This window comes from Wolbachia pipientis (genome assembly GCA_023052945.1).
In the GTDB taxonomy this organism is placed as follows: Bacteria; Pseudomonadota; Alphaproteobacteria; order Rickettsiales; family Anaplasmataceae; genus Wolbachia.
The window spans coordinates 353142-379820 of record CP095495.1 but is presented as its reverse complement, the minus strand read 5'-3'; the positions used below and the strand labels follow the sequence as shown (position 1 = coordinate 379820).

Below are 26679 nucleotides of genomic sequence, written 5' to 3'. Positions count from 1 at the left end.
CATAAGAGCCTAATGTTTCTTATAGCCCTTCTTCCGCTGAATCATGTAGTTGGTCTGATTAAAGGAAATTCTGTGGACATCACAAAAGTCAATTCAATCAAATACAAAACTCGAAAAAGTAGAAAGTGTGAAGCAGCCAGTCTTTCCTGAATCCAGCACAAAAAGTTATGTCCAAAAAGGAATAAACATCAAGAAAGGAAAATAGTTTCTTTAGAATAATCTTTTAATTATTAACTCAATTTCTCTAAATCCTCATGCTATTTCTCCTTGCTTTGAGCGTATAGTTTATTGAATACCTCCAAGAATCTTGCTTTAAAAATATATCAATTTTTTTTACCCCTCCAAAACCTTTTTTTTGTTTAATAATTTTAGTTGACTTTATGAACACACTATTATTTCTTTTGAAGATTCAATCTTTTGCGGCTGGTCTAAACTATCAATTGACATCATAAGAGTAGACGGAGCATCTGATTCTTTTACTACACAATCTAATTGCTTAATAGTTTCACTTGACTCTATAGATGCATTTCTTTCAAAATTTCCATCTTTTACAGCTTGTAAAACACTTTTTCCTCCTAAAAGGCAACTTTCCCCTAAACTTGATTGATTTTTTAACTTGTCAGACTTCTCTTGGCTCTCTCTATCAAGCTTTACTTCTATTATATTACTATCTTTATCACTAGAATATAGATGAATACTAATCTTTCCCACTTCAGTAGTAAAAGACATTTCAATGCCATCTCCTAAGACATCTGTATAATTTCTTTTTCCTCCTACATTTTCAATTCTTACTATACTCTCTCCAATATGAAATATATGATGTCTAAAACTTAAATCTTTCACTTTTGGATTATTTGTAACTTTTGCAACCTCAACAGTGCTATCTTGCGAATATTTTACATAAAAATATCCATTATCCATTTCTGTGTGTAAAGCTTTGCCTTTGGCACTACTGTTTATAATACCTTCATTTGCTACGCTTTTTAGCTTGTTATCGATTTCTTCACGTTCTGCAAAAATCTCATAACTGAACCCATAAGTTGCATACAATAACCTATTATCATAGAAGGAACTGCGTTTTACCCTTCCACCTTTTAATAGTAAATTATTCATGATATTGCGTATAATACCTATATTTTTGTCATCTGATACACCCTCATAGGCAGGAATACCTCTTATTCCCTTAGAAACTAAACTTGTTATAGTCTCACTATCGTCTGATAAACTCTCATAAGATGGTAATCCCTTATGCTGTCGTATTCTATCAGGGATATTTCTTATTTCCTTAAAAATTAAACTTGTTATAGTATACTCATCATCGTTACATCTTGAATTGAGCCTTATCCCTTTTTGCAAATATTTACTTGTTATGCACTCTATACGTTTTAAAGCAATGTTTGTAAAATTTTCATGCTTATCCCTATAACCTTGATCATTTTTTGCTACTACATCTTCTAATTCTTTACAAAATTCATCAATTAGACTTTTCTCATCTCCGGTTAATGGTAAGTCTAGGTCCATCAAAGCTGAGTCCTTTGGACTAATAGGATAATAATAATCGCTTTCTAAATCTGAATCACTGTTATCAGTTAAGCTGTCATCAATTTTGCTTTGATACGACAATATATTCTCTACACATGTGTCAGAAGTCTTTTCAGTTTCATGTGTCTGATCAAAGTCATAAAACTCAGGACGGTTGCTTATTCCTTGAACAAACAAATTATAATCGTCCAAATCTGCTACATTATTTTCAGAAGTTGAATGGCCACCAGAGTGCTTTAAATATTCTGTATTTTGTTGCTGTGAATCCAATAGCTTAGATAGAATAGGCATAACTCTCTCCTTGAAATACCTTTTGTCCAACTTTACTTAATTTTATTATATTATTATGCAATGTAATATTGACTATAGCATACCTTGATAAAGCTTTTCAAGTACTATTTTTATAGTGAGGTCTGCTATGAAAATACTTGTTTTAGTAACTATTATCATCTAGCCTCTGGAGTTGTTTATTACACTTGTTTTTTGAGAGAGTGGAGTAAGATAATTTAAAAAAAATATATAATTCACTAAAATGCAGTAATAAAATGCCTTTTACTACTAAAGTAAGGTTAGCATTTACCTACATCCTATCTTATTTAAATAATTTATTTTAAACTAATCATCGATTAAATGCTCGTTTAGATGGACCTGCCTGCTGAGCAATTGGCTGCTGAACATTACTAGCTGGTTGCTGACCTTACCCAGGAAAAGTGGAGAGAAAGTTGGGAATGTTTTTACAAAGAGAATGATGAATCAAAAAGCTCAGGGATGCAATAGTTAATAGTAGAATGTCTGCGTTGTTTGTTATAAAAAATTTCTATATATTCAAATATAGCAGTTTTAATAGACTGTTTGGAGTACTTAGCAGTATTTATTAATAACTCTCTTTTCAGAGAACTAAAGAAACTTTCTACAACGGAATTGTCGTAACAATAGCCTTTGTGACTCATGCTAGGAACTATGTTCTTTATAGCTAGTAGATTTTGGTAATTTTTTGAAGTATATTGTGAACCTTGATCGCTATGTAATAGTAGATTCTTGGGATGGTTACGCTTGTAAATGGCCATTAACAAAGAGTCAATAACCAACTGTTTATTTATTGAGCTACTCATCGACCAGCCAACTACCATACGTGAATATAGATCGATTACTACTGCCAAATATAGCCATCCTTTCTTGGTTCTTATATAAGTAATATCAGTCACCCACACTTTATTTGGTTGATCGGTAATAAAATTTTGATCTAATATATTGGGAACTATGACTCTATTGTCAGTTTGCCGTTTCTTGGTTTTAAATTTTCTTTTAAGTATAGCCTTAATGCCATTTTCTTTCATAACATTTTGCACTGTTTTGATGTTGTAATTTTTACCTAAAGCTTTCAATTCAGCATGAATTTTAGGGGCACCATATCTGCATTTAGAAACTTGATGTATTTTTTGAATATCTGCTAATAGATCTTTTTTTGCCAATTCCCTATTGCTTATTTTTTTAGCAAGCCATTTGTAATAACCACTAGCAGATACACCAGAAATTCTACATAATTCTTGTACTTTATAGCAATTGCTATGCTCTTTTATAAAAAGATATTTTACTCTTTTTGACTGGCAAAATATCCCAGGGCTTTTTTTTAAATGTCTCTTTCCCTTGTTACTCTTGCTAACTCTCTCTTTAAGTCAAATCTCTCTTTATCATAAGGCGCTACGTTACCCCTGCCCGGAAATGCATTTACTGCTGACTTTTTCTCGTTATACTTCTTTATCCACTTACCTAATATACCGGGATTTATACCTAGATCCCTTGCTATTTGTGAAATTGTTTCTCCCCTTTCTCTGAAAAGTTTTACAGCTTCTTCTTTGAACTCTGCTGTATACTCTCTTCCATTTGTCATATTGCACCTCTTTATGAAAACATTTTTTACTATAAAAACGTCTCAACTTTCTCTCCACTTTTCCTGGGTAAGGTCATTTTTTGATTGCGTATATTTTTACACTAAGTCAGTATAGTATATATTCAGAAAAAAGTAGATTTTCCAGTATGCATATCAATAAAGGTGTAGAGACTGATAGCACCAATGAAAATAATAAATTACCAAAAAGACTACATAGTCATTCAGCAACTAGCCTCGTTAGTGAAAAAGATAAATTCATTCAAGTAATAGTTGGTGAAGTAAAAGCAGAGGCCTTGAAAGAATTTCTAAATACAGATAAAGGACAAAATATGTTTGATACTGTATGTGAAAATAAAGTTAGACGCAATATGTCCAGTATTTTGCATAAAGCAGGAGCTAAGGCTAAAGATGCTTTTCAAGGTTTATATGACCTTTGGTTTGATGATCAAGGAAACAAAACGAAATATTTAAAAACTCTAGAGAAAGAAGGAATAGATCTAGCTCGTATGTCCAGTATCCTAAGTGGAGCAGGAGCTAAGGTTAAAGATGCCTTCCAAGGTTTGTATTATCTTTGGTTTGATAATAAAGGAAACAAAACGAAATATTTAAAAACTCTAGAGAAAGAAGAAGTAAATCTAGCTCATATCTCCAGTGTTTTAAGTGGAGCAGGAGCTAATGCTAAAAATGCTTTTCAAGGTTTGTATTATCTTTGGTTTGATGATCAAGGAAACAAAACAAAGTATTTAAAAACTTTAGAAGAGGAGAAAATAGACCTAGTTCGTATCTCTAGTATCCTAGGTAAAGCAGGAGCTAAGGCTAAAGATGCCTTCCAAGGTTTGTATTATCTTTGGTTTGATGATCAAGGAAACAAAACGAAATATTTAAAAACTCTAGAAAAAGAAGGAATAGATCTAGCTTGTATGTCCAGTATCTTAAATGGAGCAGGAGCTAATGCTAAAAATGCTTTTCAAGATTTGTATGGTCTGTGGTTTGATGATCAAGGAAACAAAACGAAGTATTTAAAAACTCTAGAGAAAGAAGGAATAGATCTAGCTCGTATGTCCAGTATCTTAAATGGAGCAGGAGCTAATGCTAAAAATGCTTTTCAAGATTTGTATGGTTTATGGTTTAATGATCAAGGAAACAAAACGAAGTATTTAAAAACTCTAGAGAAAATCTAGCTTGTATGACCAGTATCTTAAATGGAGCAGGAGCTAAGGCTAAAGATGCTTTTCAAGGTTTATATGACCTTTGGTTTGATGATCAAGGTGAAAAAACAGAGTATTTTAATGGAATGCAGGTTATGAGGTAAATTAGCGCGCAGAATATTGCATACAGCAGTATCGTTTAAGCAATTTCTTCCTGAAGTTGTTTTATTTCAGCTTGAGGAAGGCCAGTAGATTCAGCTATTAAGTCAACAGATACGCCAGCTTTAAGTAGGTTTTTAGCCACTGCTAGTTTAGCCTGTTTTTCGCCCTCTTCTCTGCCTTTTTCATGACCTATTAGGATGCCTTTTTCAGTAGCATCATCAAGTTTTTGAGCGAGGACAGCCTGTTCATCAAGAATACGTTTTATTTCCTGTTCGTAGGCAATAAATTCTTTCTCTGACCAGTTAAATCTATTTAGCTCTTCATATGCTCTTTTAATTATTAGATCACTTCCTATTATTCTTTCTAGCTCTTCTTCACTAGTTTCGTCTGCATATCTGAAAAAGTATATCCATTTTTCAACTATACTTGAAAGCTGATCTTCTTTGGTTTTTAGAAATTTAGGCAACTCAATAAATATAAAGTAAAAATCTTTTAGATCATGTTCATTAGTATCTTCGTCGCGAATAGTATGCTTTGATTTGTACTCGGACTTATCAGGAAATAAAATACAATCTGCTATAGCAATAAAGATAATTTCCTTAAGGTCATGATATTGATCACCCTTACTAGCTTGTCTTGAGTAAGCTTTAGCAGCGTAGTATTGGGCACGTTTTTCAAAGCCTTTGGTTTTAGCGACCTGCATTTCAACTATCACTTGCAGCCCATTTTTATCTCTACAAAGAACATCAACAATGCTTTGTTTTTTAGAAGCAATATCAGGGTCTTGAATAGTACTTAAGAACTCTATATCCTTTATTGTACTTTTGCCAGTGAAGCCGAGGATATCATTAAGGAAGTGAATGAGGATGTCTTTATTCTTTTCAGTACCAAAGATGCGCTTGAACGATATATCATTTTTTGGATCAAGAAACTTTGAAAGAGTCATAGCAAGAGTACCTAAAAAACATTAATAATTATACACAATTCTGAAGAAATATTCAACGTTTTTATATTGGGTTTACTAAATCTTGTTTTTTTAGCTTCGAGAAAAAATGACCTTCATAAGACCTGCTGCGAATCAAGCGATAAAAAAAAGGAAAGGAGGGTGACTAAAATCAAGGTTAACTAAAAGGCGTGCTTAAGATTTACAATACCAGCAATAATATTGAACCTCAGGTTATATTTTTTCTGAAAATTGCGATAAACATTCGACATAATCTTAAATATCTTTATCTCTCGGATCTTGTTTTCTACTCTCATTCTAAATGATGCTAATCTTCTATTATGCTCTGGAGTTAATGGCTTTTTACGATACTTTTTATATGGAATTATAACTGACCTTACCCAGGAAAAGTGGAGAGAAAGTTGGGAATGTTTTTACAAAGAGAATGATGAATCAAAAAGCTCAGGGATGCAATAGTTAATAGTAGAATGTCTGCGTTGTTTGTTATAAAAAATTTCTATATATTCAAATATAGCAGTTTTAATAGACTGTTTGGAGTACTTAGCAGTATTTATTAATAACTCTCTTTTCAGAGAACTAAAGAAACTTTCTACAACGGAATTGTCGTAACAATAGCCTTTGTGACTCATGCTAGGAACTATGTTCTTTATAGCTAGTAGATTTTGGTAATTTTTTGAAGTATATTGTGAACCTTGATCGCTATGTAATAGTAGATTCTTGGGATGGTTACGCTTGTAAATGGCCATTAACAAAGAGTCAATAACCAACTGTTTATTTATTGAGCTACTCATCGACCAGCCAACTACCATACGTGAATATAGATCGATTACTACTGCCAAATATAGCCATCCTTTCTTGGTTCTTATATAAGTAATATCAGTCACCCACACTTTATTTGGTTGATCGGTAATAAAATTTTGATCTAATATATTGGGAACTATGACTCTATTGTCAGTTTGCCGTTTCTTGGTTTTAAATTTTCTTTTAAGTATAGCCTTAATGCCATTTTCTTTCATAACATTTTGCACTGTTTTGATGTTGTAATTTTTACCTAAAGCTTTCAATTCAGCATGAATTTTAGGGGCACCATATCTGCATTTAGAAACTTGATGTATTTTTTGAATATCTGCTAATAGATCTTTTTTTGCCAATTCCCTATTGCTTATTTTTTTAGCAAGCCATTTGTAATAACCACTAGCAGATACACCAGAAATTCTACATAATTCTTGTACTTTATAGCAATTGCTATGCTCTTTTATAAAAAGATATTTTACTCTTTTTGACTGGCAAAATATCCCAGGGCTTTTTTTTAAATGTCTCTTTCCCTTGTTACTCTTGCTAACTCTCTCTTTAAGTCAAATCTCTCTTTATCATAAGGCGCTACGTTACCCCTGCCCGGAAATGCATTTACTGCTGACTTTTTCTCGTTATACTTCTTTATCCACTTACCTAATATACCGGGATTTATACCTAGATCCCTTGCTATTTGTGAAATTGTTTCTCCCCTTTCTCTGAAAAGTTTTACAGCTTCTTCTTTGAACTCTGCTGTATACTCTCTTCCATTTGTCATATTGCACCTCTTTATGAAAACATTTTTTACTATAAAAACGTCTCAACTTTCTCTCCACTTTTCCTGGGTAAGGTCATTTAACTGATACGTAAAATTAGTGAGAAAATCAAATAGATCAGTAGAAGTAACAACAGAAGATCATATATATGCTTTAATATATAAAGAATTACAATAAGTTGAAAAGAGCTTTAAGGGAGTTACAGTACTTAGGCTTTTTCCTTAAGTTTTGAAATTTCAGCTTTAGGAAGACCGGTAGACTCAGCTATTAAGTCAACAGATACACCTGCTTTAAGTAGGTTTTTTGCAACTTCGATTTTTTCTTCTAGTCTACCTTCTTGTCTACCTTTAGCAGTAGCATCATCGAGTTTTTGAGCAAGAATAGCTTTTTCTTTTTGCACGCTCAATATTCTTTCTTCATATGCGATCAAATCCTTTTCATTCCAGCGGAACCTGTCTAATTCATCATATGCTAGCTTTATTATCGGAGCTTCTGCTGCTATCTTTTTCAAATCTTCTTCAGTTGTATCTTCTGCGTATTTAAAAAAGAAACACCATCTCTCTGTAGTATTCTCTAACTGCTCTACCTTATTTTTTGTAAATTTAGGCAACTCAATAAAGACAAATTGTAGATCTTTCAAGTAATGCCCATTGGTTTTGATATCGCGTATATTATGAGTAGAAATATAGTCGACTTCTTCAGGCAGAAGGTTACAATTGGAAATAGCAATAAAGAAAACTTTCTGAAGATCAATGTAATTACCAGATTTATCTAATTGTCTTGAGTAAGCCTTAGCAGCATAAAGTTGAGCACGTTTTTCAAAGCCCTTATCACGAGCGAGCTGCATTTCGATGACAAATCTATTACCAATAGAGTCTTTGCAAAGAACATCAACAATGCTTTGTTTGTCAGAGGCAATTTCAGGATCCATAATGGTACTAAGGAATTCAATTTCCTTTATTTGATCAGAACTAGAAAAACCTAAGATATTGTTGAGGAAGTGAATTAAGATATTTTTATTCTTTTCAGAGCCAAAGATCTTTTTAAAGCTCAAGTCATTTTTGGGATCAAGAAATTTAGAAAAAGCCATGACGAATTAACCTAGAAAGTATTAGTAATTATACATAATTCTGAGGAAATATTCAACTAAAATTCAAACATAGAAGTTTTTGTATATCTTTATTTGATAGTATTAACCTATATAATATCTATTTCTGTATGGCAAAGCATACTACTGTTTCCATAAGGTACCAAATAGCGCAAAAAGTAAGGAGCTGGAGGTTAAAGAGAAAATATACTCTAAAGGATTTAGCAGATAAGGCAGGCATAAACTATCACACACTGCTAAGATACGAGCAAGGAACATGTGGCATTCCAATTGAAAGGCTAAAAGTGATAGCAAATGCATTATCAATTCCTATTAGAAATCTCTTTCCAAGACGAAAAGTACTAAAAGAAAGTAATTGTTTCGACAAAGCTAAGACCCAGGAAATGTATAATTTTATAGAAAAATACAAAAGAATAGAAGGACAAAAAGCAATTTATGCATTAACCAAATCTGTTCGAGCTGAGGAAGAAAGTAATATAAAAGCAGCAAGAATAAGAATTGCAAAGAATCTAGTTAAGGCGGGGTTTGATACTGACATTATCTATCGAGCAACAGGCTTATCAATTGAAGAATATGCTGATAAAGAGAGAGACGAGCCAAACAGAGGACAAGAGATAAAAAAGTGGAGAGTAATCAGAGGCTATACGCAAGAAGAATTAGCAAAAAAGCTTAATGTAGGACCCTCGCAGGTACATCATTATGAACAAGGTAGTGCTACTATTTTAAGTGAAAGGTTGTGGGAAATAGCAAGAGGATTGTCAGTAGATGCTGAAGATCTAATAAAGGAGTACAAAGAAAGTGATTGCGAAGGAGAAAGTGAATTATTAAGTTTGGCAAGAGAATATAGAAAAATTGACAATCAGGAATCACGAGATGAACTGAATATATGGGTAGAATTTTTCTTGCAAAGAAAGCAAATTTACAAAGAGAAGATTGATAAAATAGAGGGAATGAAAGTTGCAAATAATTTACTCAAGTTAGGTTTTTCTACTGATGTTATTTCTAAAATAGTAACAACTTCTTTTACATAAAGAATTAGCTTTCAATTAGATAAAATAAGCATCTGTTAATATCTTAATTTTTTGATGAAAAAATAAGTAAAAAGGATTGAAAAATTGATTTGACTTCACTCGGAAGCTATGGCTTTATGCCAATGCTGATAAAAAACAGCAGTAAATAATTAAAAACAATTTGTTATTAACGAGGAGTATATTTTATGAATAATAGTGAAAAACTTACAGAAGAAATAGAGAGAGTATTACAGAGTGGAGGAGGAAGTGCTCTATTTGATCGTGAGATAGTGTCAGTGCTTCTAGGAGCAGTTCACGACAGAAAGCAAGCACAAGATGTTACTAAAACTCTAATGGATAATTGCCCAGGAATAGGAGAAATTTTAGGGAGAGAAATCGATGATCTGAAAATGATAGAAGGAATGACCGAACATGCAGCTGCAGCAATTGAATGTGTTAAAGAAGCTTATAAGAGGGCACTCAGAGAAGGGTTGAAGAGAGGTCCTGTAATGGATAGCCAAGAAAAGCTGATAGAATATGTAAGGGTAAACATAGGCTTTTCAGCAAAAGAAGCTGTCCTGATAATATACTTGGATAAACAGAACCGTCTGATAAGAGATGAAGTGTATTTTGGTACAATAGATGAAGTACACCTATCTGAAAGGAAAGTGGTAAAAAAGGCGTTATCAATGGAAGCAGCATCAATAATATTAGCTCATAATCATCCAGGAGGGAGTTTGGAACCGTCAGAAGATGATAAGGTTATGACTAGAGAATTAGTGTCAGCATGTCAAGGAGTGGGAATTGAACTAGAGGATCACATTATTATGACAGACAAAGGATATTGCAGTTTTAAGGAAAGAGAGCTGTTATAAACCAAATTCCAATTGCTTGAGAAGTTTGGCTACTACACAGTAGCAAAAAAACTTAGTCAAGAATCTGAAGAGCAAGAACTGCACAATATAAAAGATCTTTGTATAGCTTGTATATTAAGTCGTAATTAAAGAATAAAAGTCGCAAAAATCTATTGTTTTATTATAAATAGTTGCAAGATATACAAGATCTTTTTATAATTTGCGTATTAAGTTAATTATAAAGCAATAAGTTGCTCTATAGACTTGAATAATATGCTTAATATAGGAGGGTATATGACTACTAAAAAAACAGTATCATTTGATGATACAGATGGAAATACTTATGAGTTAATCATTGATTCTAAAAAGTTACCTTACCCAGGAAAAGTGGAGAGAAAGTTGGGAATGTTTTTACAAAGAGAATGATGAATCAAAAAGCTCAGGGATGCAATAGTTAATAGTAGAATGTCTGCGTTGTTTGTTATAAAAAATTTCTATATATTCAAATATAGCAGTTTTAATAGACTGTTTGGAGTACTTAGCAGTATTTATTAATAACTCTCTTTTCAGAGAACTAAAGAAACTTTCTACAACGGAATTGTCGTAACAATAGCCTTTGTGACTCATGCTAGGAACTATGTTCTTTATAGCTAGTAGATTTTGGTAATTTTTTGAAGTATATTGTGAACCTTGATCGCTATGTAATAGTAGATTCTTGGGATGGTTACGCTTGTAAATGGCCATTAACAAAGAGTCAATAACCAACTGTTTATTTATTGAGCTACTCATCGACCAGCCAACTACCATACGTGAATATAGATCGATTACTACTGCCAAATATAGCCATCCTTTCTTGGTTCTTATATAAGTAATATCAGTCACCCACACTTTATTTGGTTGATCGGTAATAAAATTTTGATCTAATATATTGGGAACTATGACTCTATTGTCAGTTTGCCGTTTCTTGGTTTTAAATTTTCTTTTAAGTATAGCCTTAATGCCATTTTCTTTCATAACATTTTGCACTGTTTTGATGTTGTAATTTTTACCTAAAGCTTTCAATTCAGCATGAATTTTAGGGGCACCATATCTGCATTTAGAAACTTGATGTATTTTTTGAATATCTGCTAATAGATCTTTTTTTGCCAATTCCCTATTGCTTATTTTTTTAGCAAGCCATTTGTAATAACCACTAGCAGATACACCAGAAATTCTACATAATTCTTGTACTTTATAGCAATTGCTATGCTCTTTTATAAAAAGATATTTTACTCTTTTTGACTGGCAAAATATCCCAGGGCTTTTTTTTAAATGTCTCTTTCCCTTGTTACTCTTGCTAACTCTCTCTTTAAGTCAAATCTCTCTTTATCATAAGGCGCTACGTTACCCCTGCCCGGAAATGCATTTACTGCTGACTTTTTCTCGTTATACTTCTTTATCCACTTACCTAATATACCGGGATTTATACCTAGATCCCTTGCTATTTGTGAAATTGTTTCTCCCCTTTCTCTGAAAAGTTTTACAGCTTCTTCTTTGAACTCTGCTGTATACTCTCTTCCATTTGTCATATTGCACCTCTTTATGAAAACATTTTTTACTATAAAAACGTCTCAACTTTCTCTCCACTTTTCCTGGGTAAGGTCAAAATCCTTCAGGGTACATTTTCGTTTTAATCTCCAGCTTCTCACTTTTTGTGCTATCTGATACCTTATCGAGATATTTGCCATAAATATTATATAGGTTAATACTACAAAATAAAGATATACAAAAACTTCTATGTTTGCATTTTAGTTGAATATTTCTTCACAATTGTGTATAATTATTAATGCTTTTTATCTTACTTTCTCATGGCTCTTTCTAAGTTTCTCGATCCTAAGAATGACATATCATTCAAGCGTATCTTTGGTACTGAAAAAAATAAAGATATCCTTATTCACTTTCTTAATGATATTCTCGGCTTCTCCGGAAAAAACACAATAAAGGATATAGAGTTTTTAAGTACTATTCAAGACCCTGAAATTGCCTCTAAAAAACAAAGCATTGTTGATGTTCTCTGTAGAGATGAAAATGGGCTGCAAGTGATAGTCGAAATGCAGGTCGCTAAAACCAAAGGCTTTGAAAAACGTGCCCAATACTACGCTGCTAAAGCTTACTCAAGACAAGCTAGTAAGGGTGATCAATATCATGACCTTAAGGAAATTATCTTTATTGCTATAGCAGATTGTATTTTATTTCCTGATAAGTCCGAGTACAAATCAAAGCATACTATTCGCGACGAAGATACTAATGAACATGATCTAAAAGATTTTTACTTTATATTTATTGAGTTGCCTAAATTTCTAAAAACCAAAGAAGATCAGCTTTCAAGTATAGTTGAAAAATGGATATACTTTTTCAGATATGCAGACGAAACTAGTGAAGAAGAGCTAGAAAGAATAATAGGAAGTGATCTAATAATTAAAAGAGCATATGAAGAACTAAATAGATTCAACTGGTCAGAAAAAGAATTTATTGCCTACGAACAAGAGATAAAGCGTATTCGTGATGAACAAGCCGTCCTTGCTCAAAAACTTGATGATGCTAAACATGAAGGTATCCAAATTGGCCATCAAAAAGGTAAGGTGGAAGGTATTAAAATTGGTGCAGAAAAAGGCAGGAAAGAGGGAGAAAAACAAGCTAAAATAGCTGTGGCAAAAAACCTACTTAAAGCTGGTGTCTCTACTGATATCATATCACAAACTACAGGTTTTTCTCATTCTGAAATTTCACAACTCAAAGAAAAAACATAATATTCCTACTTATTCACTTTAACATTTATAAAAACCTTTTCTAAGTTAGACATATCCCCTAATTAAGAATCTAGTGAACTGTCTAAAACAGCTATGAAGATTGCACATAGAATTATAAAAATTACTATCATAACATTACCCAAACTTCTATATCAAAGCTACGTACTGTAAGGTCAATATGGAAAACACATTGACCTTACCCAGGAAAAGTGGAGAGAAAGTTGGGAATGTTTTTACAAAGAGAATGATGAATCAAAAAGCTCAGGGATGCAATAGTTAATAGTAGAATGTCTGCGTTGTTTGTTATAAAAAATTTCTATATATTCAAATATAGCAGTTTTAATAGACTGTTTGGAGTACTTAGCAGTATTTATTAATAACTCTCTTTTCAGAGAACTAAAGAAACTTTCTACAACGGAATTGTCGTAACAATAGCCTTTGTGACTCATGCTAGGAACTATGTTCTTTATAGCTAGTAGATTTTGGTAATTTTTTGAAGTATATTGTGAACCTTGATCGCTATGTAATAGTAGATTCTTGGGATGGTTACGCTTGTAAATGGCCATTAACAAAGAGTCAATAACCAACTGTTTATTTATTGAGCTACTCATCGACCAGCCAACTACCATACGTGAATATAGATCGATTACTACTGCCAAATATAGCCATCCTTTCTTGGTTCTTATATAAGTAATATCAGTCACCCACACTTTATTTGGTTGATCGGTAATAAAATTTTGATCTAATATATTGGGAACTATGACTCTATTGTCAGTTTGCCGTTTCTTGGTTTTAAATTTTCTTTTAAGTATAGCCTTAATGCCATTTTCTTTCATAACATTTTGCACTGTTTTGATGTTGTAATTTTTACCTAAAGCTTTCAATTCAGCATGAATTTTAGGGGCACCATATCTGCATTTAGAAACTTGATGTATTTTTTGAATATCTGCTAATAGATCTTTTTTTGCCAATTCCCTATTGCTTATTTTTTTAGCAAGCCATTTGTAATAACCACTAGCAGATACACCAGAAATTCTACATAATTCTTGTACTTTATAGCAATTGCTATGCTCTTTTATAAAAAGATATTTTACTCTTTTTGACTGGCAAAATATCCCAGGGCTTTTTTTTAAATGTCTCTTTCCCTTGTTACTCTTGCTAACTCTCTCTTTAAGTCAAATCTCTCTTTATCATAAGGCGCTACGTTACCCCTGCCCGGAAATGCATTTACTGCTGACTTTTTCTCGTTATACTTCTTTATCCACTTACCTAATATACCGGGATTTATACCTAGATCCCTTGCTATTTGTGAAATTGTTTCTCCCCTTTCTCTGAAAAGTTTTACAGCTTCTTTTTTGAACTCTGCTGTATACTCTCTTCCATTTGTCATATTGCACCTCTTTATGAAAACATTTTTTACTATAAAAACGTCTCAACTTTCTCTCCACTTTTCCTGGGTAAGGTCACTTTCCACAATGTTGCTAAAAACGCGGATAAAAAATGAAATGGAGCGGGGAAGATTATTGGAGGCAAAGGCAAAAGCTGAGATAGGAGAACTTGTAGCAGTAGAAGAAGTAAAAACAGGAGCATTTAATGTAGCAAGAGTTATACATAATAATTTACTTAATATTCCAGAAAGAGTATCGAAGTTGCTGGCATTGATGAATGATACAGAGAAGATACATGAAACATTGAGTGAGCAAATAAAAGGTGCATTGGAAGGGTTGATGAAAAATACATTTTATAGTAAATAGTTTAAAATGACTAGAAAAGTTCTTTATTAATTTAGTAAGCCTAATCCATATATTAGTTGTGATACTCATTTTAAACAAATCTTCGGCGGATACTTATTGCAGACAAAAATCGTCTTTTGCCTTAAGTGGCGTGAAAGTGGAACAATTGCATCAGGTAAAACTATAAGAGTTAGTGTAACTGGTATATACCGTATTTTAATGAGTTTAGCGTAATAAATAATTTTGGATTAAATGTGATGTACTCAATGAATCAAGCAAAGACGTTAGCTGGAGTAGTAACGTCGCAAACAAATAATGAAGCATCGTTTTCTGAAGAAGTAGAAAATAATATTTCAAATTCTACACTATCTGTTAAGGAGAGAATTGAATTGTTTGAAAAAGGTACGAAGCAAGAACCTGACCTGAACACTGAATGCAAACTAGCTTCTTTAAATGTGATTAGCAATAGTAGCGATAGCAGTATTACAGCAAAAATAGACGAAGCAGGTGCTGATTTTTCAGTGAGTTGTTCTTCTTTAGTGTTGGATGATGGTAAAGACATAGAGGACGAATTTAATGCAGTTTGTGAGGCAAATGGAATAAGATATAACGGTGGGTATTCTCCTGATCAGTTTAATGTGGCATTCAGCACATCTTCCAACTATCAAACATATAACACAATAGATGTGCATGAAGAGGATAGAAAATCATGGGATAAGTCAAAGTCATTAACGCTCACTACCTTGGCTCTTTACCAAAGCAGCTTATGGTTGTTTGAAGCCTGCTCTTGTAAACCGGCTCCGAGGGGCCCACCCTCATCTACTGCGCAGCTTTTGCACTTAGTTTGCCCTTTTATGAACATCCTTTGTGTCTCTACGGCACACTGTCTGCTTGCTTTTTGATTAATAACCTCACTTTTTTTGGATCTGGCATCCCTACTGCATAATGCAACATCGTCCTCCCTTTTGTGTCTTTTTTATTAATATTTTCTATTGAGTTATCTAATACCCCTTTCCACGCTTTATTAAATTCTTCTCTTTCTTTTTTACTGAATTTTACCATAACTTTCCTCAGCTATTAATGTAATATAAAGTGCCTCCAATTTGGCTCACTTTAGCGCTTAGCAAATATTGTTTGTTTACTAGCTACTTTTTCACTTAGGGCTATTTTGGCATAAAAAGCAAGTTTTTTTTTACAAAATATACACATTTTTTTCGCATATTATGTTAAGATGTTATCTAAGTGGAGAAAGTCACCTCTCCCCACTCGACTGCAGAACCGTACGTGACAGGTTACCGTCATACGGCTCCTCTGCAATTTGGTGCTTGTCATGCACACTTTCTGTGTAAATTATCATGGCAATGTCCATGTAACAAAGATAAGTTTTTGGTTATATTGTTTTTCTTATTTTGGTCTTTGTGATGTACTTCCAAAATATCATCATTTTTAAACCAAAGTTGACAATAATCACACTTACCTTGTTGTAACTTCAATAAATTTGTTACTCTTGTTGGCTTATCTGGTACTCTCTTCAGACGATTACTCCAGTATACCCAATCACCATCATATGGTGTCTTGGTTCCTTTCACCTTGGTATGCCGTTTAATAACGTAATCTCCATGTCTGGTAAGATTTACTCCATTACTTGTCATAAATCGCCAATTATCGTTACCATACTTTTTAAAGTATTTTTCCTTGATCCAGCGGTTTCCTTTGTTATGGTGTTTATATACTGCCCATTTCCAAAGTTTTCCAAACATAATGTGATCTAACAAACTAAATATCTTACATGATACTACTGAAGTGTAATATTGACACCATCCTTTAATAATTGGGTTAATGTGTTTTATTACTGCTCCCTGCGATTCACCACGCAATTTCTTCAGTTTGTGTTTGATGACCCATGTATGCTGTTTCACGGATTCGCGACTTGGCATAATTATTGTTTTATGGCTTCTCTTACCACGATTTACTGGATATTGTCTTACCGTAAACCCCAGAAAGTCAAAACCTGGCTTTTCTCCCTTTAGAGTATGAGTTATCTTGTTTTTGATGGCTTTAGCTCTAGACCTATGGTTTTTAACCATTCTTCAACCAGAACTTTCGCCTTAAGAATAATTTCTTCACTCTCATGTATGATGACAAGGAGAGTAGACCGGCGGAGCTTCCCCACCAGTCTCTCGCAGAACTGTACGGAAACCTCTCGGTTTATACAGCTCCCATTATTTAGTCTTTTGATCCTAACCCAAGTGTCCAGTGATAGAAAATATTTGGAGACCTCTTTCTCACTTTTCCTAGAAATTGCTTTGCTAGCCTTCCGTGATCTCGAAGTTTCTTATACTTGGTTCTGACCCATCTTATGAGGTATCTCTCTATATTTCTGAGAGATGGATACATCTCTGATTTATAAAACCTGCCATAGTACTGAAACCAGCCTCTGACTATTGGATCTATTCTCTTCGATATTTCCTCTAATGTGGTCCACGTGACCCGATGTATTCTCCATGACTTTATGGTTTTCTTGATCTTCTTTTTGGCTTTGTTACAAATTGCTGGTAGAAATGAGACAAAATAATTCCTCATCTTATTCTTTGCTATTCTAGGTCTGAAAGTATAGCCTAGAAAATCAAAGCTTTGTATGGGATATTCTTCTTTTCTGTCGTCGTCCTTATTGTACACAATCTGTGTCTTTTCAGGACGCAACTTCAATTTACACTTGGCCAATCTTTCTTCAATCATTGCTTTCATAAACTCTGCCTGTCTTTTAGTTCTGCAGTGTACTATCGCATCATCCACACATCTTTCAAATGGTACCGTTGGGTAATTTTGTTTCATCCACATATCAAATGCATGGTGCATAAATATGTTTGAGATGATTGGACTTATTGAACCTCCTTGCGGAACTCCTTTATCCCTAGCTACCTTGTTGCCATCTGCTTGCTGAATCGGGACTTTCATCCACCTTTCAACATACAATATGACCCATTTGCAGTCTGTGTGTTTCTTGATAGCCTGCAGTGCTAAATCGTGGTCCAGATTGTCAAAAAATCCAGATATATCAAGATCTATTGTCCAATCATTTTTCCAACATCTCTTCCGTGCTGTATATACCGCATCCAATGCAGACTTATTTGGTCTATAACCATATGAATCCTTATGAAATATCGGCTCTACTAACGGTTCAAGATACATTGTAGCTGCTGTTTGCGCTATCCTATCTGATACTGAAGGAACACATAAAGTTCTTTGTCCTCCTCCTGTACCTTTCGGTATTGCAACAGCTTTTACTGGCTCTGGAAAATAACTTCCGGATGACATCCGATTCCATAGTTTGTATAGATTATCTTTTAGATTTTCTTCAAACTTTGTTATCGTAACCTCGTCTACACCAGCCGCTCCTTTATTCTTCGATACTTGTTTATAAGCTCTCCAAACAAGTTGCTTCGGCATATCAAAAGACTTTGTTTTATTCATTAACTCCTCCCTTTCGGTTGATAAATAATTAAAACTAAATAACTCAGCTCCTTCGCTCCATTTCCATTACAGAAACTTCTTCACTACTACGAGCTGATCCGCCCCTGTTTTTCGCATCGGTACTCTCATCCTCAGAGATCGGCTCTTTGGACTTCTCCCTTATCATCAAAACGACAGGTTCCCGTAGTTCCATGCAGTAGCCTAAAATAGATTCACGCCACTTTTATGCCGGACGCCACCTACCCAGTAAACAAGCTCCTGGTAGATTTATCCCAGGTTAACGACTACCCCCTGGTTTTGACGTCGTCCCTACGCTTTCGACACCTCATCAGTGGTTCACTTACGTTCGTCTCTCTATTTCATACATGACACATAATTGTGCCTTTTCCATAACGCTCACTACCTTAGCTCTTTACTAAAGCAGCTTATGGCTGTTTGAAGCCTGCTCTTGCAAACCGGCTCCGAGGGGCCCTCCCTCATCTACTGCAAGCTTCAACACTTCCCGTGTCTCTACGGCGCACAATCATCTGCGTAAAAGATTACGCCAGGAAAAGTGGAGAGAAAGTTGAGACGTTTTTATAGTAAAAAATGTTTTCATAAAGAGGTGCAATATGACAAATGGAAGAGAGTATACAGCAGAGTTCAAAGAAGAAGCTGTAAAACTTTTCAGAGAAAGGGGAGAAACAATTTCACAAATAGCAAGGGATCTAGGTATAAATCCCGGTATATTAGGTAAGTGGATAAAGAAGTATAACGAGAAAAAGTCAGCAGTAAATGCATTTCCGGGCAGGGGTAACGTAGCGCCTTATGATAAAGAGAGATTTGACTTAAAGAGAGAGTTAGCAAGAGTAACAAGGGAAAGAGACATTTAAAAAAAAGCCCTGGGATATTTTGCCAGTCAAAAAGAGTAAAATATCTTTTTATAAAAGAGCATAGCAATTGCTATAAAGTACAAGAATTATGTAGAATTTCTGGTGTATCTGCTAGTGGTTATTACAAATGGCTTGCTAAAAAAATAAGCAATAGGGAATTGGCAAAAAAAGATCTATTAGCAGATATTCAAAAAATACATCAAGTTTCTAAATGCAGATATGGTGCCCCTAAAATTCATGCTGAATTGAAAGCTTTAGGTAAAAATTACAACATCAAAACAGTGCAAAATGTTATGAAAGAAAATGGCATTAAGGCTATACTTAAAAGAAAATTTAAAACCAAGAAACGGCAAACTGACAATAGAGTCATAGTTCCCAATATATTAGATCAAAATTTTATTACCGATCAACCAAATAAAGTGTGGGTGACTGATATTACTTATATAAGAACCAAGAAAGGATGGCTATATTTGGCAGTAGTAATCGATCTATATTCACGTATGGTAGTTGGCTGGTCGATGAGTAGCTCAATAAATAAACAGTTGGTTATTGACTCTTTGTTAATGGCCATTTACAAGCGTAACCATCCCAAGAATCTACTATTACATAGCGATCAAGGTTCACAATATACTTCAAAAAATTACCAAAATCTACTAGCTATAAAGAACATAGTTCCTAGCATGAGTCACAAAGGCTATTGTTACGACAATTCCGTTGTAGAAAGTTTCTTTAGTTCTCTGAAAAGAGAGTTATTAATAAATACTGCTAAGTACTCCAAACAGTCTATTAAAACTGCTATATTTGAATATATAGAAATTTTTTATAACAAACAACGCAGACATTCTACTATTAACTATTGCATCCCTGAGCTTTTTGATTCATCATTCTCTTTGTAAAAACATTCCCAACTTTCTCTCCACTTTTCCTGGGTAAGGTCAGCTGGACGGTATCGTAGAAAAACCTAAATGGTTCTAATTCTGTATTCACAAGACTAGCCTTACTTTTCATTTTTAATGGTAACGTATATATGATCAACAACTTTTTAGGCATAGACGTATCGAAAGATCGCTTTGATGTTTTTCTCTCATTTATAAGCAAAAAAGGAAGACGTGAAACTAGAAAAAGGAGTTTTAAAAACGAGGATTCTGGGTTTCAAGGTCTACTTAGCTTTCTACAAAAACATAATGTAGAAGAAGTAAAAGCCTGCATGGAGGCTACTGGTTGTTATAGCGAAGCTTTGGCTGAGTTTCTGCACAACGCTGGACATTTTGTTAGTGTTCTTATTGCATAAAATCTTATGCGAGGAGTAAGCTTATACGACAAAAAAATGATCAGACTGATGCAGAAATTATTGCTGATTATTGCCAAAGACAAGAACCAACTCGCTGGACACCACCTGCTCCTGAGTTAAAAAAATTGAAACATCTTTATCGTTGCTCGGCTGCATTAAAAGATGAATTGACATTAGTAAATAACCACCTAGAAAAAAAGAGAGGCTACCTAAAGAAGTTGCAAATGCTTGGGAAGACCTCGCAATCAACATAGAGCAAAAAATAGAAACAATAAAAAACTCCATACGTGAACTATTAAAACAACACAAAGAATTGTTGGAAGATTTTCAACTCCTATTCAGGTATAGGAGAGAATAGCTATTTTAGCGGAAATTCCTGACATAAAGGCTTTTATACATGCCAGGCAATTGGCAGCATACGCTGGCACGAAATATAACATCAGGTTCATCTGTATATGCCAAGCCCAGATTAAGTAAATCAGGTTCACGAACACTACGTAAGGCAATGTATTTTCCTGCTATAGTAGCTAAAAATCACAATCCTATTATTATAACTTTTTGCAAGAGATTAAAAGAAAAAGGCAAGCATAATATGGCCATTGTGGGAGCTGCGATGCGTAAGTTACTCCATATTGTTTTTGGTGTTCTAAGCTCAAAGAAGGCTTTTGATCCAGAAAAACTATAGGGCTAAGAGGTTGACTGGAGTTTAAAATCAAAAAATGCTTCTAAGCCATCTCATATAAAATGGCATCTTACACGAATTTATTGAATGTAGTTGGTTAGTGGATATGTTGATAAGTAAATTAGTTTTATATATAAGACAGCAGGAATTTACTTATCAACATATACATTAACTATAATAATCTTTATACCACTAAACTGTTGGCAGTATTTTGTGATTTTACAATACAGCTTAAGGTTCAATTTTTATAATTTTTTTTTGACTGACAAGACGGTATCTTCCTTCTCGTATAGACGATAAGATATTTGTTTCTAATTCTTTATAATCTACCAATCCGGTTGTTCTGTTTACTATTTTTTGACTCATGTCAAACCTCCATTTTTTTATATCAATTTAGAGTTATATCTTTTTACCTTAACAATTCTTTTTTGATTTCCTCTTCAATCATCTTAATTATACTCGTGTCAGCATCACCTGTCAAAAAATCCCTAACATTCCCGAGATCATATCGATTTCCTATCATTTTTTCAATAGCATCATCTATTATGTTTATGTCAAATCCCTTTATAATAGGCGTTATCTTCACATACCCTGCAGAGCCTTTACCATAAATTCCTTTGCTTTTATCAATGCAACCACCTGCACCAGGTTTACTGCTTCTAAAACCACTGCTACACTCTATTGTTTCATACTTGATTTCACCATTTTCTATATATGCTATCCTATTATCTTCAGTATCCTGCAATCCTATTATTGTGGTTTTTTCTTTTAATTTTACACTATCATCAATTATTGTTTCCATATAATCCCTATACCGACCTTTATACTTATACTCTTTATAGATACCTCCACCTCCCATAGTGATTAAATCCTTGCACTCTTGTTTGCCTACACGACACTTTCTTATAAAAATAGGACCCCCATCCTTATCTGTGTATCTCTTTTCTCTGTTACCTCCTCCCTCTGAAACTTCAATGTTAATGATAGGATAATCAGGATCAATTTCCAATGCAGCTTTAATATAATCTCCTGGCATTCCTACTCTACTTTCAGTGGAATTAGGTGTGTAAGTGTAAGGTGTATCTTTTATGTGACCTGCTTCACCACATCCCCACACTTCTATTTCAACACGGCTAGATGTTATTTGTGAGCCATCCACATCATGATTTCTACTTCCAAAATCATGGGACTTTTCGCTCTTTTTTTCCAGTTCTTTCTCGATTATCTCTTTTAATTTCTCCTTTAATTTTTTCTCTTTTAATTTTTCTTTTAATTTCTTTTTGAGACCTTCTAAATCGAACCTACACAATTTATCAGCGTAAAAGACCTCTGTTCTGTTTGCTTTAATTGGTCGATCTTTTAATTGTGTACACTTCTGTACTTCATTTTTTTCGTTTCTCAATGTTTTGCCATCTTTGTCTTTACAATCCACTTTCTCATATCTTAAGTAAAATGGACTACCATCTTTTTTATTTAAATATTGCTCTAAATCTGTCAATTTATATACTACTTTCAGTCCTTTATCAGATGCAAATGCTTTGTCTATCTCATCATTTCTTTTTACACAGTAACTGCATTTTCCCTTCTCCTGTTTATTTTCGTCAGGGAAGAAAACATACCCTTGCCTGTTGAATATCATTCCATCCAACTGTTTTTGAGGTCTTTTTAATAGGTCGACTATTTCCTTTTCCTTGCTTGGAAGATAATAGAACTGATTTGATTCCTTTGAGTAAACAGCATTGTATTCAATATATTGTGTTCCCATTAATTTTAGTGGTATTATCTCATCTCCTCTTTTAAGGACAAACTCCTTTGGTTCTGGCTGCCATCCAGAAAGACAGAGCATTTTACTGTTAGAATTTTCTTTATACTTTACTTCTATTTCTGGTTGTCCTAAGTTGTTCAATTTGCATTTATTTCCTTGAAACTCTTTACATTCTGTTTCAATATCAGGAACATAGCCATATTCTTTCAGAACTTTAAATTGTTGCGGATTACTTTCTAATATACCTTCTATAATATTATCAATATAACTTTTTTCGTTATTACTATCAGTTGTTTTTGCTACTATTGCTGGTTGTACTACTTTTAAAGATAGAGGGCCAATGTTTGTAAAAGAACCAGCATTAACATTAAAAGCACAGAAACCATTGCTGTAGACTCCATGTGCTCTATAAATACAAGTGCTCTCGCTCATCTTCATTTCTATTTCTAATGTATTTGCATCCACTATCCTTAATATTTTAGGCTCTGGAGCAGGTGGTGCCGGGAAACAGCGGACGAACTGTGGATTTTTTTTATCTATACTTTGAGTTCCAAGGTATTCAGCGCAGAGCTTATCTTTTTCTCTATAAGTTTTGAAGTAGTACGTGATGCCATCTTTGTCTAAAATAGAGCGCCACTCAGCTTTATCTTCTCCATACCCTTTAGGGAAATCTAATTTTTCTCCAATCTTTCCGTCTTCTTTTATTAGATCACCAGCTATTACCTTAACCTTAGGATCAAAGTAATCATTGTCTTTATCTGTTATAGGAACAATTCTAACTTGTGGAGGTGACATCGCAAGTTGCTCGCAAAGCGGAGGGGGCCAGGTGCAAGTGGCACAGGAGCACATTTTATCTTCTTTTGGTAACAGGTGTCACAAGCTTTATCCATATCTCCAAGACGAAAAATATTTGCTCCCGAAAACACTTTAGCACCCCACGAAGAAATTCCTGACATACAAGCCCCTTTTTGACTGCAGGCGCATATCTTAGGAGAGTTAGCAAATCTTCTTTTTCTTCATCAGTAACATTGTCTGCCCATTCCCACTCAAGACTATCTGCTATTTTTGCATCAACAGATGTTTTATCTCCTTCCCAATCAATAAACACTGCTGCGGAGACTCCACCTCCTGTATCTTGTGTACCATATATCTGGCGGCAGGATGTCCCACTAGGTAATATATAACAATTATCTTTTCCTTCATAATCACAGACTTGAATCTTTGGATTAAAATAACCATTAACTCCTTGGTCTTTTATTGCTGTGACTTTGATATATTGCAATAATTTTTCATCAAAATCTAGATTGCTCCAATTGAAGCTAAAAAAATTCTTCAAGCCTTTTCCAGCCTTGTTAGCTGCAGCTTCAATTTCGGTATTACTTTCTACAAATGTTGAACAATCAGCATATCCTTGATACGAAAGACCAAATATCAAAAAGAACATCAATAAGAAATTAAGCTTTACACTTCTCATAAAACACCGGTAACCACTCATTAACTTCTTTTCCTTTTTCCTTTATTGCCTCGTACATATACTTTATAGTCTCTTTGTTAGCTGAAAGTACATGTATTTCTTGCATATTCTTTAAATCTAAATTTAAAGTTACTAACCCTTTATACTGTTTTATCAAAAATAAACCTTCCTGTGTTGGCGTCTGCAGAATTATATTCAGCTCCTCTTTTGATAAAGAAAATGCCTTCATGTATAATCTATTTGCATTGACGTTCGGCATTAAGATTCTTGTATCAACATGTTTATCTAAATATTGAGTAAATTTGCTAGCAAATGCGAGATTCAAATTTTCAGTACTTAGGATTACCACAACATTTAGTTCCGTCATTCTTTGCATCCAGTTATCAAACTCTTTCTCTGTAGGAAAGATATTACTTATCTCCCATGCTTCATCCAAAACAAGTATTGCAGGCGAGCCATCACATTTTGCCTCAAAAGAATATAAAAAATAGTAAAGTATCACGGACATACATTCTTTTCGTTTTGTGAGGTTTGCGGTGTTGAGAGATATAATTTTTGTTTCCCAGTCAATATCTGATTCATTACCATCTTGAAATAAGTAAGCAAACTCACCACCTTCACACCATCTACTTATTTTACCCCCGAGGAGCAAAAGCACCTCAGAAATTTGCGCAATAGAACGTGACTCCTTGGGTATAGCAAATATAGAATCCACAATTTTTCTTATCTTTTCTTCTACGTCCACCAAGCTCATATCGGCTACCATTCTTTTGATCAGTTCAACCAACATATTGCGATTGGAAGCACTATCTTCAATGTTTAGTGGATTAAATTTTAGGCTTTTGTCCTTATACTTCGGATCGATTATATAATATTTACCACTCACTGCTTTAGTAAAAATTATCGACTTTCCAGTGTTATCCAATATGACAATTCTTGGGTTAAACTTTCTTGATTCTGATAATAGGAAATTAATGAGTGAAGTTCTGCCTGAATTTGGAGCTCCAAGTATCGTAGTATGGCCATTATTTCTTTTTCCATGGAAATTAAAGAAGTAAGGATTTCCTTCTTTTGAGAAAAAAACTGTTACCGCTTCTTTCCACCTTCCTCCTTTTAATGTACCTGACGTAAAATCATGCAGCATAGCAAAACTGCAAGCATATTTTGCTAATATATTTTTCGGTTGTGTAATAAAGGTAAAATTGCCCGGAAGTTGTGCCCAAAAATGACTTTCCATATGTAGATCAGTTCTAAATATCATGAAGCCAATCAATGACATTATAGAGGATAAATCACCAATACTTTCAGCTAACTTATTCCTATCGTCTGTAAATATTGTAAAAATAATTTTCTGTTGGCAGAAGTCTATACTAGAGGTCTTTTCAAGCTCTATTATGTCTTCAATTCCTGAGCTTTTAAGTAAGGTATTATCCTCACTAATTTGCAGCATGTTAATTTGTTTATTAAATTCTTTTATTGCCTTACTATTACTAGTAAATATCATTATTTCTGTAATGATAAATTCAGATTCAAGCTGCAAGCACCTATCTATATTGCCTAAGGAGATTTCTCGGTATTCCTTTATGCTGAAAACAGAGCCAAATTTCTGTTGATTTTCAAAGATTGTCTGAAACGTATTGAAACCAAAAGCTATTTTAAAATTTCTAATATATTGCGACAGGTCCCTTTCATGTATTGGATAATCTTTGTGCGTTAATGTAACAATGTAGTGGAGAAATTCTATCATTTCAGAATATATTTTACCTTCACTAAATCTTAGACCCAGTTTTTTAGCTCCAAAAGGTCCTAAATCATCGTGAATTAAGTCAGTTATCTTTTGCAACTCCTGGTGACTTTCTTGTAAAGACAGCTTATGCTTATTCTTTATTCTATTTAAAAAAAATGAATTATTGGTATGCTTACCAAAATCGCTAAACAATATTACAATATATAATTCATTTATATACTGTAATTTACTATCAGTGAGTTTATCAAACCGCGCTGAATGTAACTTATCAGAGAAGTCTTCAGTTTTATTCCATTTTAAGCTCAATTTATTGCGCTTTCGGACAGTATGAATCCAAACGGTAAAATATAGGCTATTAATATTTTTTGATATACTTTTTCTAATTTCAGTTCTAAGGTCGCTGTAATTATCAACAGAAGAATAATCTTCTAACTTGATTATTTTTAACAATTCTCCCTGTTTTGTTAGTATAGTTTCTTTATTGTAATGACAAGCATAAGGAGTAAAATCTAAATCGATGCTTTCTAGTAATGCTAAGTTGTTCTTTTTTTCAAGCTTAGAGTTAACTGTTGGTACTTTTAACTGCATATGCGTATTCAATAAAG

At 33.7% G+C, this 26679-nt stretch carries 22 protein-coding genes and 4 pseudogenes; 9 read left to right on the top strand and 17 right to left on the bottom strand.

Annotated elements, in window-relative coordinates; translation table 11 throughout:
* Window positions 1–378 precede the first annotated feature (378 nt).
* The 3 genes from MWH06_01790 to MWH06_01780 all read right to left on the bottom strand — a co-directional run bounded on the left by MWH06_01790 (window position 379) and on the right by MWH06_01780 (window position 3433).
* Window positions 379–1833, bottom strand: a complete 1455-nt coding sequence (locus MWH06_01790; GenBank protein ID UPA55392.1) for a hypothetical protein — start codon at window positions 1831–1833, stop codon at window positions 379–381.
* A gap of 443 nt (window positions 1834–2276) precedes the next feature.
* Complete coding sequence (locus MWH06_01785) at window positions 2277–3158, bottom strand: IS3 family transposase (GenBank protein UPA55721.1); 882 nt, start codon at window positions 3156–3158, stop codon at window positions 2277–2279.
* Window positions 3159–3172: 14 nt separating this feature from the next.
* The gene (locus MWH06_01780) at window positions 3173–3433 is read right to left on the bottom strand and encodes a transposase (GenBank protein UPA55391.1); all 261 of its coding nucleotides are present in this window, start codon (window positions 3431–3433) and stop codon (window positions 3173–3175) included.
* A 146-nt stretch (window positions 3434–3579) separates the two neighbouring features.
* On the opposite strand from MWH06_01780, the gene MWH06_01775 reads away from it, so the two are divergent.
* Window positions 3580–4614 (top strand): hypothetical protein, encoded by a 1035-nt coding sequence (locus MWH06_01775; protein ID UPA55390.1) that lies wholly within the window; start codon window positions 3580–3582, stop codon window positions 4612–4614.
* Between the two features lie 166 nt (window positions 4615–4780).
* Here MWH06_01775 and MWH06_01770 read toward each other — a convergent pair whose 3' ends face one another.
* The 5 genes and pseudogenes from MWH06_01770 to MWH06_01750 all read right to left on the bottom strand — a co-directional run bounded on the left by MWH06_01770 (window position 4781) and on the right by MWH06_01750 (window position 8365).
* Window positions 4781–5689 (bottom strand): Rpn family recombination-promoting nuclease/putative transposase, encoded by a 909-nt coding sequence (locus MWH06_01770; protein ID UPA55389.1) that lies wholly within the window; start codon window positions 5687–5689, stop codon window positions 4781–4783.
* A 179-nt stretch (window positions 5690–5868) separates the two neighbouring features.
* Window positions 5869–6081, bottom strand: a pseudogene (locus MWH06_01765) (IS5/IS1182 family transposase).
* 39 nt (window positions 6082–6120) lie between these two features.
* Entirely contained in the window at window positions 6121–7002 is an 882-nt protein-coding gene (locus MWH06_01760) for an IS3 family transposase (GenBank protein UPA55720.1), read from the bottom strand.
* A 14-nt stretch (window positions 7003–7016) separates the two neighbouring features.
* On the bottom strand, window positions 7017–7277 hold the full coding sequence (locus tag MWH06_01755) for a transposase (GenBank protein UPA55388.1): 261 nt from the start codon (window positions 7275–7277) through the stop codon (window positions 7017–7019).
* A gap of 206 nt (window positions 7278–7483) precedes the next feature.
* Window positions 7484–8365 carry an Rpn family recombination-promoting nuclease/putative transposase gene (locus MWH06_01750; GenBank protein ID UPA55387.1) on the bottom strand — a complete coding sequence of 294 codons (882 nt, stop codon included), beginning with the start codon at window positions 8363–8365 and terminating at the stop codon, window positions 7484–7486.
* A gap of 128 nt (window positions 8366–8493) precedes the next feature.
* Here MWH06_01750 and MWH06_01745 point away from each other — a divergent pair, with 128 nt between their 5' ends.
* Both MWH06_01745 and radC read left to right on the top strand, forming a co-directional pair.
* Window positions 8494–9414 carry a helix-turn-helix transcriptional regulator gene (locus MWH06_01745; protein ID UPA55386.1) on the top strand — a complete coding sequence of 307 codons (921 nt, stop codon included), beginning with the start codon at window positions 8494–8496 and terminating at the stop codon, window positions 9412–9414.
* Window positions 9415–9599: 185 nt separating this feature from the next.
* Window positions 9600–10268 carry a DNA repair protein RadC gene (gene radC, locus MWH06_01740; protein UPA55385.1) on the top strand — a complete coding sequence of 223 codons (669 nt, stop codon included), beginning with the start codon at window positions 9600–9602 and terminating at the stop codon, window positions 10266–10268.
* 390 nt (window positions 10269–10658) lie between these two features.
* Here radC and MWH06_01735 read toward each other — a convergent pair whose 3' ends face one another.
* Both MWH06_01735 and MWH06_01730 read right to left on the bottom strand, forming a co-directional pair.
* Window positions 10659–11540 (bottom strand): IS3 family transposase, encoded by an 882-nt coding sequence (locus MWH06_01735; protein UPA55719.1) that lies wholly within the window; start codon window positions 11538–11540, stop codon window positions 10659–10661.
* Window positions 11541–11554: 14 nt separating this feature from the next.
* Window positions 11555–11815 (bottom strand): transposase, encoded by a 261-nt coding sequence (locus MWH06_01730; GenBank protein UPA55384.1) that lies wholly within the window; start codon window positions 11813–11815, stop codon window positions 11555–11557.
* A gap of 279 nt (window positions 11816–12094) precedes the next feature.
* Here MWH06_01730 and MWH06_01725 point away from each other — a divergent pair, with 279 nt between their 5' ends.
* Window positions 12095–13036, top strand: a complete 942-nt coding sequence (locus MWH06_01725; protein ID UPA55383.1) for an Rpn family recombination-promoting nuclease/putative transposase — start codon at window positions 12095–12097, stop codon at window positions 13034–13036.
* A 233-nt stretch (window positions 13037–13269) separates the two neighbouring features.
* Here MWH06_01725 and MWH06_01720 read toward each other — a convergent pair whose 3' ends face one another.
* Both MWH06_01720 and MWH06_01715 read right to left on the bottom strand, forming a co-directional pair.
* Window positions 13270–14151 carry an IS3 family transposase gene (locus tag MWH06_01720; GenBank protein UPA55718.1) on the bottom strand — a complete coding sequence of 294 codons (882 nt, stop codon included), beginning with the start codon at window positions 14149–14151 and terminating at the stop codon, window positions 13270–13272.
* 14 nt (window positions 14152–14165) lie between these two features.
* Window positions 14166–14426: a transposase gene (locus tag MWH06_01715; GenBank protein ID UPA55382.1), complete on the bottom strand. Its 261-nt coding sequence runs from the start codon at window positions 14424–14426 to the stop codon at window positions 14166–14168.
* Window positions 14427–14499: 73 nt separating this feature from the next.
* Here MWH06_01715 and MWH06_01710 point away from each other — a divergent pair.
* Both MWH06_01710 and MWH06_01705 read left to right on the top strand, forming a co-directional pair.
* Window positions 14500–14790, top strand: a pseudogene (locus MWH06_01710) (hypothetical protein).
* Between the two features lie 245 nt (window positions 14791–15035).
* Window positions 15036–15671 (top strand): hypothetical protein, encoded by a 636-nt coding sequence (locus MWH06_01705; GenBank protein UPA55381.1) that lies wholly within the window; start codon window positions 15036–15038, stop codon window positions 15669–15671.
* Here MWH06_01705 and MWH06_01700 read toward each other — a convergent pair.
* The 3 genes from MWH06_01700 to ltrA form a co-directional block, all read right to left on the bottom strand.
* Entirely contained in the window at window positions 15643–15831 is a 189-nt protein-coding gene (locus MWH06_01700) for a hypothetical protein (GenBank protein UPA55380.1), read from the bottom strand. The genes MWH06_01705 and MWH06_01700 overlap by 29 nt on opposite strands.
* A 266-nt stretch (window positions 15832–16097) precedes the next feature.
* The gene (locus MWH06_01695) at window positions 16098–16856 is read right to left on the bottom strand and encodes a hypothetical protein (protein ID UPA55379.1); all 759 of its coding nucleotides are present in this window, start codon (window positions 16854–16856) and stop codon (window positions 16098–16100) included.
* Between the two features lie 139 nt (window positions 16857–16995).
* On the bottom strand, window positions 16996–18243 hold the full coding sequence (gene ltrA / locus MWH06_01690) for a group II intron reverse transcriptase/maturase (protein ID UPA55378.1): 1248 nt from the start codon (window positions 18241–18243) through the stop codon (window positions 16996–16998).
* Window positions 18244–18854: 611 nt separating this feature from the next.
* On the opposite strand from ltrA, the gene MWH06_01685 reads away from it, so the two are divergent.
* The 3 genes and pseudogenes from MWH06_01685 to MWH06_01675 all read left to right on the top strand — a co-directional run bounded on the left by MWH06_01685 (window position 18855) and on the right by MWH06_01675 (window position 21116).
* Entirely contained in the window at window positions 18855–19115 is a 261-nt protein-coding gene (locus MWH06_01685) for a transposase (GenBank protein UPA55377.1), read from the top strand.
* 14 nt (window positions 19116–19129) lie between these two features.
* Window positions 19130–20011: an IS3 family transposase gene (locus MWH06_01680; GenBank protein ID UPA55717.1), complete on the top strand. Its 882-nt coding sequence runs from the start codon at window positions 19130–19132 to the stop codon at window positions 20009–20011.
* Window positions 20012–20142: 131 nt separating this feature from the next.
* Window positions 20143–21116 (top strand): annotated as a pseudogene (locus MWH06_01675) (IS110 family transposase).
* Window positions 21117–21497: 381 nt separating this feature from the next.
* On the opposite strand, the pseudogene MWH06_01670 reads toward MWH06_01675, so the two are convergent.
* Window positions 21498–24327: pseudogene (locus tag MWH06_01670) on the bottom strand (hypothetical protein).
* On the bottom strand, window positions 24308–26662 hold the full coding sequence (locus MWH06_01665; GenBank protein UPA55376.1) for a type VI secretion protein: 2355 nt from the start codon (window positions 26660–26662) through the stop codon (window positions 24308–24310). Before MWH06_01665 ends, MWH06_01670 begins: the two are co-directional and overlap by 20 nt.
* Between the last annotated feature and the right edge of the window lie 17 nt (window positions 26663–26679).